This is a genomic window from Pseudoalteromonas sp. ABE4_541 (assembly GCF_056312285.1).
In genome coordinates, this window is the sequence record NZ_JBSVEM010000020.1 from 74,526 (window position 1) to 84,693 (window position 10,168).

9 protein-coding genes and 1 pseudogene are annotated in these 10,168 nt (G+C 43.6%); 1 reads left to right on the forward strand and 9 read right to left on the reverse strand.

Going from position 1 to position 10,168, the window contains the following annotated elements:
• Positions 1-65: 65 nt before the first annotated feature.
• The 9 genes from purH to rsmD all read right to left on the reverse strand — a co-directional run bounded on the left by purH (position 66) and on the right by rsmD (position 9,587).
• Positions 66-1,652 (reverse strand): bifunctional phosphoribosylaminoimidazolecarboxamide formyltransferase/IMP cyclohydrolase, encoded by a 1,587-nt coding sequence (gene purH, locus ACW689_RS17470; RefSeq protein WP_476293317.1) that lies wholly within the window; start codon positions 1,650-1,652, stop codon positions 66-68.
• A gap of 223 nt (positions 1,653-1,875) precedes the next feature.
• Positions 1,876-2,166: a DNA-binding transcriptional regulator Fis gene (fis, locus tag ACW689_RS17475; RefSeq protein WP_005491017.1), complete on the reverse strand. Its 291-nt coding sequence runs from the start codon at positions 2,164-2,166 to the stop codon at positions 1,876-1,878.
• Positions 2,167-2,185: 19 nt separating this feature from the next.
• On the reverse strand, positions 2,186-3,157 hold the full coding sequence (dusB, locus tag ACW689_RS17480) for a tRNA dihydrouridine synthase DusB (RefSeq protein WP_476293319.1): 972 nt from the start codon (positions 3,155-3,157) through the stop codon (positions 2,186-2,188).
• 278 nt (positions 3,158-3,435) lie between these two features.
• Positions 3,436-4,308 carry a 50S ribosomal protein L11 methyltransferase gene (prmA, locus tag ACW689_RS17485; protein WP_476293321.1) on the reverse strand — a complete coding sequence of 291 codons (873 nt, stop codon included), beginning with the start codon at positions 4,306-4,308 and terminating at the stop codon, positions 3,436-3,438.
• A gap of 79 nt (positions 4,309-4,387) precedes the next feature.
• Positions 4,388-6,229, reverse strand: coding sequence for an RNA polymerase sigma factor RpoD (gene rpoD / locus ACW689_RS17490; RefSeq protein WP_476293323.1), 1,842 nt, complete (start codon positions 6,227-6,229; stop codon positions 4,388-4,390).
• 120 nt (positions 6,230-6,349) lie between these two features.
• Positions 6,350-8,089: a DNA primase gene (gene dnaG / locus ACW689_RS17495; RefSeq protein WP_476293324.1), complete on the reverse strand. Its 1,740-nt coding sequence runs from the start codon at positions 8,087-8,089 to the stop codon at positions 6,350-6,352.
• A gap of 88 nt (positions 8,090-8,177) precedes the next feature.
• Positions 8,178-8,624, reverse strand: a complete 447-nt coding sequence (locus ACW689_RS17500) for a GatB/YqeY domain-containing protein (RefSeq protein ID WP_476293325.1) — start codon at positions 8,622-8,624, stop codon at positions 8,178-8,180.
• Positions 8,625-8,644: 20 nt separating this feature from the next.
• Complete coding sequence (gene rpsU, locus ACW689_RS17505) at positions 8,645-8,860, reverse strand: 30S ribosomal protein S21 (protein ID WP_010362466.1); 216 nt, start codon at positions 8,858-8,860, stop codon at positions 8,645-8,647.
• A 136-nt stretch (positions 8,861-8,996) separates the two neighbouring features.
• Complete coding sequence (gene rsmD / locus ACW689_RS17510) at positions 8,997-9,587, reverse strand: 16S rRNA (guanine(966)-N(2))-methyltransferase RsmD (protein ID WP_476293327.1); 591 nt, start codon at positions 9,585-9,587, stop codon at positions 8,997-8,999.
• Between the two features lie 238 nt (positions 9,588-9,825).
• Here rsmD and ACW689_RS17515 point away from each other — a divergent pair.
• Positions 9,826-10,168, forward strand: a pseudogene (locus ACW689_RS17515) (signal recognition particle-docking protein FtsY); the annotation flags it as partial.

Sequence of the window (10,168 nt, forward strand, 5' to 3'; positions counted from 1 at the left end):
AGCAGAATACTTGAAATTAGCACAAACAAAAAGCGCGAAACGTTAAACGGTTCGCGCTATGAGGTTTAGTGACGGAAGTGGCGCATGCCGGTAAATACCATCGCCATATCCGCTTCGTCTGCAGCGGCGATGACTTCCTCATCGCGCATCGAACCGCCAGGTTGGATAACGGCGGTAATACCAGCTTCTGCCGCTGCATCGATGCCGTCACGGAACGGGAAGAATGCGTCTGATGCCATGACTGAACCTTTTACTTCTAGGTTTTCGTCTGCCGCTTTAATTCCGGCAATTTTCGCTGAGTAAACACGGCTCATTTGGCCTGCGCCAACACCAATTGTCATACCGTCACGGGCATAAACAATCGCGTTTGATTTAACAAACTTCGCGACTTTCCAGCAGAAAAGTAAGTCTTTAAGTTCTTGCTCTGTTGGCTGACGTTTAGAAACTACCGTAAGGTCGTCTAAGGTCACCATGCCCTGATCGCGGTCTTGTACTAGAATGCCACCATTGACGCGTTTAATGTCAGCTTGTGTGGTTTTGCTGTGCCACTGACCACACTCTAGTAGACGCACATTTTTCTTAGCTGCCACAATTTGTGCTGCTTCATCAGAAACGCTTGGTGCAATGATCACTTCAACAAACTGGCGAGATACAATAGCTTCTGCCGTGTCACCATCCAATTCGCGGTTAAAGGCGATGATGCCACCAAACGCTGAAGTTGGGTCGGTTTTGAATGCGCGGTCGTAAGCTGCAAGAATGTTCTCATCTACGGCAACACCACATGGGTTTGCGTGTTTTACGATAACACATGCCGGTGCGTCGAATTCTTTTACGCACTCAAGTGCTGCATCGGTATCAGCGATGTTGTTAAACGATAGCGCTTTACCTTGTAGCTGCTTAGCAGTCGCGACAGATGCCTCTTGTAAGTCGTTTTCAACGTAGAAAGCAGCATCTTGGTGTGAGTTCTCGCCGTAACGCATATCTTGCTTTTTAGTAAATTGCATATTGATGGTGCGTGGGAATTTGGTTTCAACGGCTGCTTCGTCTGTATAATCAGGTACCATCTTGCCAAAGTAGTTAGCGATCATGCCATCGTACGCTGCAGTGTGCTCGTAAGCGGCAATCGCTAAGTCAAAACGCGTGTTGTAGGTTGTTGAACCATTGTTTTCTTTTAGTTCAGCAATAACGCGGTCATAATCATTGGCATTTACAACGATAGTGACATCTTTGTGGTTCTTAGCGGCTGCACGTACCATAGTCGGACCACCGATATCGATATTTTCAATCGCGTCCTCTAGGCTACAGTCAGCTTTTGCAACAGTTTGTGCAAAGGGGTATAAGTTAACCACAACCATATCAATCGCAGAAATATCGTTTTCTGCCATAACGTCTTCATCTTGACCACGGCGAGCAAGAATACCGCCATGAACTTTTGGGTGAAGGGTTTTTACACGACCATCCATGATCTCAGGGTGACCTGTGTAGTCAGATACTTCCGTTGCGGCAATGCCATTTTCCGTTAATAGCTTAAATGTACCGCCAGTAGAAAGTAACTCTACGCCTTGAGCGCTCAGTGCGCGGGCAAATTCAACGATACCGGTTTTATCTGACACACTTAAAAGTGCGCGACGAATTGGACGATGTATATCCATGATGGTTTAGGTTTCCTCAAGATAAGTTAAGGGGCTAGCTTAGAAGGGCGCTATTTTAGCCTAAAATCCGTAAGAAAACGATCATAAACCGCCTCGAGCGCTTGAGAATTTGTGATTTTTCTGCAATTGCAAGGTGTTAGCTCTGCACATGTAAAAAGGGAAGGGTCTTTAGAAACTAAAAAAGCACCCGAAGGTGCTTTTTTACAGAATGAACTAATTAAGATTAGTTCATGCCGTATTTTTTAAGCTTTTTACGTAAAGTACCACGGTTGATACCTAGTAAGATCGCTGCACGAGTTTGGTTACCACGAGTGTAAGTCATTACTTCTTCTAGTAACGGCGCTTCTAGCTCTGAAAGAACAAGATCGTAAACGTCTTGTACATCTTGACCGTTAAGCTGCTTTAAGTAGTGATGAACAGCTTTTTTTACTGCATCGCGTAAAGGTTGCGGTTTCTCTTGTGACTGAACATGAGCGTTAGTGATAAATGGAGAAGTCACATTTTGTTCGAACATCATTATGTCTCTTTCTTTCTTAGTTAGCTGCTAGTGTTTCAAAGTATTGTTCTAATGCCTCGATCTGCTCATTTGGCGTTTCAAGTGCATTAAATACTCGCCTAAACTGACCTGCTTGGTCATGGGTTTGCAAATACCAAGACACATGCTTGCGTGCGATGCGCGCTCCCATTGGCTCACCGTAAAACTGATGGAGGTTAACTAAGTGCTCCATCAAAATACTACGTACCTCAGACACAGCTGGGGCGGGTAGATGTTCTCCAGTTCGCAAAAAGTGGTCTATTTCCCTAAATATCCAGGGGCGACCTTGGGCGGCTCGACCAATCATGATGGCATCTGCGCCCGTATAATCCAGTACCTGCTTCGCTTTTTCAGGTGATGTAATATCACCATTTGCTACCACAGGCATTGATACTGAACGTTTAATGTCCCTAATGGTGGCGTATTCCGCTTCACCTTTATACATGCATGCTCGCGTACGACCATGCACAGCCAGTGAGGCGATGCCGTTACGTTCAGCTATTTTGGCAATCTCTACGCCGTTGCGGTTGTCTGTATCCCAACCGGTGCGTATCTTGAGTGTTACAGGCACTTCAACCGCATTCACGACAGCTTGAACTATCTGTTCCACTAACTCTGGATACTGCAACAAAGCAGAGCCTGCCAGTTTTTTGTTCACTTTCTTTGCAGGGCAGCCCATATTGATATCTATGATCTGCGCCCCATTTGCTACATTGAACTGAGCCGCTTGAGCCATCAATTCAGGATCGGCCCCTGCGATTTGTACTGAACGAATGCCAGACTCACCGCTATGATCCATTCGGTTCATCGATTTATCTGTTTTCCATACTTTCGGATTCGACGACATCATTTCCGATACGGCTAAGCCTGCGCCCAAACGACGACAGAGTTGTCGAAAAGGTCTATCGGTTATGCCCGCCATAGGCGCGACAATAATGTTGTTTTCAAGTTGGTATGGACCAATACGCACAGTAGTTCAATTGCCTCTTTTCAAGGGGCGCTAAGTTTACGGTTTTTTTTGCAAAAATCAAAGGCTATAAATTGAACATTATTGCTTTTTTTTTGAACTTTCTGGGTTGACTTTTTATAACATTTTGAGTCGCTAGTTTATTTGTTTGGTTTTTAATCAAATTGTCAGCTGCTGGTTATTTTGGGGGCGAGATTATGGCTGTGAAAAAACAGTAAAGCCTGTTAAACACAGGCTTTAGCTGTTACAAGTTACTAACTGAGATGTGTGAGCTATGGGGGTTATTTTTTAACACCACTGACGCGTGTCCACTCACCTTCTTGTGCAATAGCATCAAGGGCAATAAAAGGTGCATATACATCAGCAACCGATTGCGCTTGTTCCTCTAAGATGCCAGACATGGCAAGTTGCCCATTTGGTTTCAAGAAACCCAAAATGACCTCATGAAGTTCACGAAGAGGCTGTGCAAGAATATTGGCCACGACCACGTCAGCGTTAAACTCTGGTTGGTTTTCAGGCAAATAAACTTCTAATTGATCTGCCACACCATTGCGCCGTGCATTATCTAAACTTGCAGCAAGCGCTTGCGGGTCAATATCGATACCTATTACACGCTCAGCGCCAAGTTTGATAGCTGCTATTCCTAAAATACCTGAGCCACAACCAAAATCGACGACAGTTTTACCAGTTAAGTCTTGGCTCTCAAGCCATTTTAAGCACAATGCTGTAGTAGCATGGGTGCCTGTGCCAAATGCAAGGCCAGGATCAAGGAGTACGTTAACAGCATCTGGATCAGGGATATCGCGCCAACTAGGACAGATCCACAGGCGCTCTCCGAACTTGATTGGGTGGAAGTTATCCATCCACTCTCGTTCCCAATCTTTATCTTCGAGTTGCTCAATTTTATAGGTTAACTGCTTTTCACTGTTTGACTGTAAATAAGCGACTACCACATCCATATCGTGTGCGGCGTCAAATAAGCCTATTACTGTTGTCTCTGGCCATAAAATCACTTCGCCTGGTTTTGGTTCGTATACTGGGTTATTACTAGCATCTACGAAAGTGACTGATGGGCAACCAACATCAAGCAGTAAGTCACTCAATTGGTCGGCAGTTTCTTTATTAGCGTGAATGCGGATTTGGATCCAAGCCATGATCGTTCCTAAATTTGCGAGTTAGTAAAAAGGCCGCAAGTAGCGGCCTTTATTTAAGTCTTTTGCGTTAAAAAGGCGATTACCCTTTAACGTCTAAGAAGCTTTTCAATAGGTCTGAGCGAGAAGGATGACGTAGCTTACGCAACGCTTTTGCTTCTATCTGACGAATACGCTCACGTGTTACGTCAAACTGTTTGCCTACTTCTTCTAGAGTATGGTCAGTGTTCATATCGATACCGAAGCGCATACGGAGTACTTTGGCTTCACGTGCCGTTAGGCCTGCAAGCACTTCGTTGGTTGCACCGCGAAGACTTTCCATTGTTGCCGAGTCAATAGGCGATTCAATGGTGGTGTCTTCGATAAAATCACCTAAGTGCGAATCTTCATCATCACCAATAGGCGTCTCCATAGAGATTGGCTCTTTAGCAATTTTAAGCACTTTACGGATCTTATCTTCAGGCATCATCATACGTTCTGCCAACTCTTCAGGATTTGGCTCGCGGCCCATTTCCTGAAGCATTTGACGAGAAATACGATTCAGCTTGTTGATAGTTTCAATCATGTGTACCGGAATACGAATAGTACGTGCTTGGTCAGCAATTGAACGTGTAATTGCTTGGCGGATCCACCACGTTGCATAAGTCGAGAACTTATAGCCTCGGCGGTATTCGAATTTATCTACAGCTTTCATCAAACCGATGTTACCTTCTTGGATCAAATCCAAGAACTGTAGACCACGGTTGGTGTATTTTTTCGCAATCGAGATCACAAGACGTAAGTTAGCTTCAACCATTTCTTTTTTCGCTCGGCGTGCTTTCGCTTCACCGATGCTCATACGACGGTTGATGTCTTTAATGCGTTCTACTGTTAAACCTGTGCTTTCTTCAATAGTTTTAAGCTTATTGATACAACGTTCAATTTCAGGTTTCACTTGGGCTAGTTTGTCAGAATACTTTTCACCTGCTGCGATTTCTGCGTCGATCCAAGCCATATCGGTTTCATTGTTAGCAAAGTGCTTAACGAATGTTTTCTTTGGTACCTTCGCAATTTGTACAGCTTGTTTCATGATGATACGTTCTTGTACACGAACTCTGTCCATCATTTCACGCATGTTATTAACCATGCGGTCAAACTGTTTGGGTACTAATTTAAAGGTACGGAATAGCTCACCAATTTCTTGAATCGCTACTTGAGAATCTGGGTGCGCACGGCCTTTTGATTCAAAGACTTCGCGTGCTTTGTTATATAAACTGCGAAGTTGCTCAAAGTGTACGCGTGCTTCCTCAGGATCTGGGCCAGTATCTGCATCTTCATCATCTTCGCTGCTTTCGTCATCTTCATCATCTTCATCGGCTAAGTCTTCTTCACTTAGCTCTGAACCGATGTGAGTGGCTGAAATTTGCGTTTCTTCGGCATTTGGATCGAAAAAGCCAGAAACGATGTCGCTTAAGCGCATCTCTTCTGCTTCAAACTTATCCCATTGCTCTAGTAAGTAAGTGATTGCTTCAGGGTATTCTGCAACGGAAATCTGTACTTGGTTGATACCTTCTTCGATACGCTTTGCAATCTGGATTTCGCCTTCGCGAGTCAGAAGCTCAACAGTACCCATTTCACGCATATACATACGCACTGGATCAGTGGTACGTCCGATCTCTTTTTCTACTGTTGCAAGTGCCGCAGCTGCAGCTTCGGCTGCGTCTTCATCGGTAGTTGTTTCTTGCATCATCAACTCATCGGCATCAGGTGCGCTTTCCGCAACTTGAATGCCCATATCGTTGATCATACTGATGATATCTTCTACCTGATCTGAGTCGATTATGTCTTGTGGAAGGTGATCGTTAACTTCTGCAAAAGTTAAGTAACCTTGCTCTTTACCTTTCTGAATCAGAAGTTTTAGTTGTGACTGAGGAGATTGATCCATAGAGATTTATGCTTCCACTCTGATAAATTGATACAACAGGCGCCAGCGAAAAACACCGAAATTTGCATGACGCAGTGAATAGAACATTATAACAGCAAAAAGTTGTCTTGACTAGTTCTTCTACCGCTTTAAAGCTTGCGTCAATAGCGCACATTCAAGGCGTTCTTCGTTATTTAGGCCCTCGGTTTTGTCTTTTATTAATAGGGTCTCTAACCTAAAATTTAAACACTGATCTTCGATAAATTGAAAAGTATTTTGAAACTCTTGGGTTAGAGCTTGTTCGTTTATATCATGTCGCCAAATAGCGAGTTTTTTAAGCGCCTCATATTGAGGGGTTGCTCTAAAATACTCCAACAATTGTGCCGTAGTATAGTTCGGATTTTGCAAGCACACAGACTGTAATTCCAAAAACAACTCGATACCTGGAATATTCATCTGTGCGAGTTCTGGCAAATGCTCAATGCTTGACGCGAGGCTAGGATGTTGAATAAGCAAGCCTATTGCTCGGCGCATCGGTGTTACCTTGAACTTTCGCTCGATACTTTGTTGTTGCTTTGGTGTAGTGAGTTTTGCCGAAAGCTGCTCTCGTGTTCGCCCAATAAGCCTTGCGAGTTTTTCCAGTAGACTTTCTTGATAAAAATCACTGGGTAATTTACTTATGAGTGGGAGTGCTTCGCTCATTAATTTTGCTTTACCTGCATCACTAGTTAATTCACAACTTTGTGATAGCTTTTCAAACAACACCTGCGAAAAGTCATTGGCTTGTGCCAAGCGAGCCTCAAAGGCTTGCTTACCTTCTTTTTGCACCAAAGAGTCAGGGTCTTCACCATCTGGTAAGAAAACAAACTTTAAAGATTTACCATCTTTTAAAAATGCTAAGGCATGTTCCAGTGCTCGCCATGCCGCATCTCTACCTGCTCGGTCTCCATCATAACAACAAATAACAGTATCTGTGGTTCTGAATAAGGTTTGCATATGTTCCGCAGTTGTTGCTGTGCCGAGCGCTGCGACCGCGTATGTAATACCTTGCTCTGCTAGCGCGACGACATCCATATAGCCTTCGACAATCAAAATACTGTCGAGCTTATCGTTTGCTTGTTTGGCTTCAAAAAGGCCATAAAGTTCAAAGCCTTTATGGAAAATTCGGGTTTCTGGTGAATTTAAATACTTTGGCCCTTGGCTATCACCCATAACACGGCCACCAAAGGCAATAACGCGACCACGTTTATCCCTAATAGGGAACATGAGACGGTCACGGAAAAAATCGAACTGCCGACCAGGTGTTTTCTCGGAAGCGAGCTTTAGCTCAAGAAGTTGTTGTCGCTGTTGTTGATTCCGGCCGACTTGATGACATAAAGATTCCCATTCGGGTGGTGCATAGCCAATCATATATTGTTTGACTATTTCTCCAGATAAACCGCGTCCTTTTACATACTCAATGACTTGAGTTGCATTTGCATGATGTTTCAACTGATGTTGATAAAACTTGGCAGTTTGCATCATGAGGTCATAGTCAGAGCGTTTTTGTTCAACAGTTCGTTCTGGTTTACCTGAACCTTGCTCTCGTGGCACTTCTAGATTGAGTAAACTGGCGAGTTCTTCAATCGCATCAACGAACTCAAGCTTGTCGTACTCCATCATAAATGAGATGGCATTACCATTAGCACCACAGCCAAAGCAATGGTAGAACTGCTTGTCTCTCGATACGGTAAAAGAGGGGGATTTTTCGTTATGAAAAGGACAGCATGCTTGATAATCCTTACCTGCTTTTTTTAGTCCAACACGAGAATCGATTAAATCGACAATGTCGGTTCTATCAAGCAAATCATCAATAAATTGTCTTGGGATCTTTCCTGCCATATTTATTCTAACGAAATTCCTTAGTACCTAGACGAAGAAACCGAGCGCTAGGGCTCGGTTCACTTTATCATACAATCTGTATGTGGGATTATGCGTTTAATCGTTGCTTAATTAAGCCTGAAATCTTACCCATATCGGCACGACCTTCGGCTTTAGACTTGATTATACCCATAACTTTGCCCATGTCTTGCATACCTGCTGCGCCTGTATTGGCAATTGCAGTATCGATTAATGCTACAATTTCTTCTTCAGTCAAAGGCTGAGGTAAGAAAGCTTCTAGCACATCGATTTCATTGGCTTCAATTTCAGCTAAATCGTCACGACCAGCATCTTTATACTGGGTGAAAGAATCACGGCGCTGTTTAACTAACTTCACTAGGACGGAGGTGATCCCTGCATCATCTAATGTCGTTTGATTGTCAATTTCACGCTGTTTAATTTCAGCAAGTACCATGCGGATTGCGCCAAGACTGATTTTGTCTTTAGCTCGCATAGCATCTTTTTGTGCGTCTTTTAGCTTAGTTAAAAGGCTCATTTATACAAGACCGAAACCGATTAGTATAATTTAACGCGACGTGCGTTTTCGCGAGAAAGCTTTTTCATGTGACGCTTAACCGCTGCAGCTTTTTTGCGCTTACGCTCAGCTGTTGGCTTTTCATAGTGCTCGCGACGACGAACTTCTGAAAGGATACCTGCTTTTTCACATGAACGCTTGAAACGACGAAGTGCAACGTCAAACGGTTCGTTTTCTCTTACTTTGATTACTGGCATTAAAAATTCACCTACCTAATTAATGAGCATAGCTCACGCTGATCAAATGTTGATCAAGTGGTTCAAAAATGGTGCGGTATTGTAATCCGAAGCAAGTCGTGATGTAAAGCTTAAATTAGGCTAAATTTTAAGAGAGTTATTCACCTCGTCGGTAAAGTCGGCACAACACTTGTCCTGCCTGCTTTTCTTTAATTATTTGCCAGTTTTGGGGGGCTGAGAAATCTAACTCGTTTTCCACTTCAACATAAATTAAAGCGTCTTCCGCAAGCCAATTGTTGACTTCTAATAGTTCACAACACGGCTGTGCTAGGTCTTTTCTAAATGGAGGATCAATGAAGATCAAATTGAACTGCTCATTGTCGTTACGTGTTTTCAGTACGTCTAAGGTGTTTGCATGGATGACCTGTGCGTTAGTTAACTTCAGGGTTGAGATATTGCTGTTTAATTGATTTGCCGCACCTTTATCCAGCTCAATAAAGCATGCTTTATTAGCAAAACGCGACAAACATTCGAATCCCAACCCTCCAGATCCTGCAAAACAATCAAGCACGTTTGAATCTCGAGTATCTTGCATCAACCAGTTGAAGAGTGTTTCTTTTATTCTATCGGTCGTAGGTCGAAGGCCAAGGACATCTTTTACAGGTAGCTTTCGACCTCTAAATTGCCCGCTAATAATACGGATCACACCGTCATTTTGATTATTTTTTGCAGTGGTCTTTTTTCTCATGAGCGTAACTGTTCACTGAATCTTAATATTTTCACTTAGATAAATCACTACGCTGCATTTTTCATCCTAACGGAACATGGTACACTGCGCATCAATTTAGATTATTTTTGGCATTAAAGATGGGGCGTAAGCCTCCTAGCTTTTATGCAACTCAATTTGTGGTTCGTCATTTAATATTAAACGACTTTACAGAGCCGCCTCTAGTTTATCAGATTTAATAACACGGTACTTAGCGAGCATGGGAAAAAAGAACAAATTTCTGTCTTGGTTCGGATTTGGCAAGAAAGATACAGAGCAATCAAAGCAACAGGCTGAGGCAGAACTTCTAGCTCAACAGGCTGAGAAAGAAGCGGCAGAGCAAGCGGCGCGTGAAGAAGCCGAGCGTCAACGCTTAGCAGCCGAAGCTGAGGCAAAAGCCCAAGTAGAAAAAGAAGCAGCAGAGCAAGCGGCCCATGAAGAGGCCGAGCGTCAACGCTTAGCGGCAGAAGCCGAGGCAAAAGCCCAAGCAGAAAAAGAAGCCGCAGAGCAAGCGGCGCGTGAAGAAGCCGAGCGTCAACGCATAGCGGCAGAAGCTGAGGCAA

Excerpts from the sequence above, each read along its gene's own strand:
- purH (WP_476293317.1), bottom strand. The coding sequence starts at position 1,652 with ATGGATATACATCGTCCAATTCGTCGCGCACTTTTAAGTGTGTCAGAT.
- dnaG (WP_476293324.1), bottom strand. The coding sequence starts at position 8,089 with ATGGCAGGAAAGATCCCAAGACAATTTATTGATGATTTGCTTGATAGA.
- rsmD (WP_476293327.1), bottom strand. The coding sequence starts at position 9,587 with ATGAGAAAAAAGACCACTGCAAAAAATAATCAAAATGACGGTGTGATC.
- fis (WP_005491017.1), bottom strand. The coding sequence starts at position 2,166 with ATGTTCGAACAAAATGTGACTTCTCCATTTATCACTAACGCTCATGTT.
- prmA (WP_476293321.1), bottom strand. The coding sequence starts at position 4,308 with ATGGCTTGGATCCAAATCCGCATTCACGCTAATAAAGAAACTGCCGAC.
- rpoD (WP_476293323.1), bottom strand. The coding sequence starts at position 6,229 with ATGGATCAATCTCCTCAGTCACAACTAAAACTTCTGATTCAGAAAGGT.
- rpsU (WP_010362466.1), bottom strand. The coding sequence starts at position 8,860 with ATGCCAGTAATCAAAGTAAGAGAAAACGAACCGTTTGACGTTGCACTT.
- ACW689_RS17500 (WP_476293325.1), bottom strand. The coding sequence starts at position 8,624 with ATGAGCCTTTTAACTAAGCTAAAAGACGCACAAAAAGATGCTATGCGA.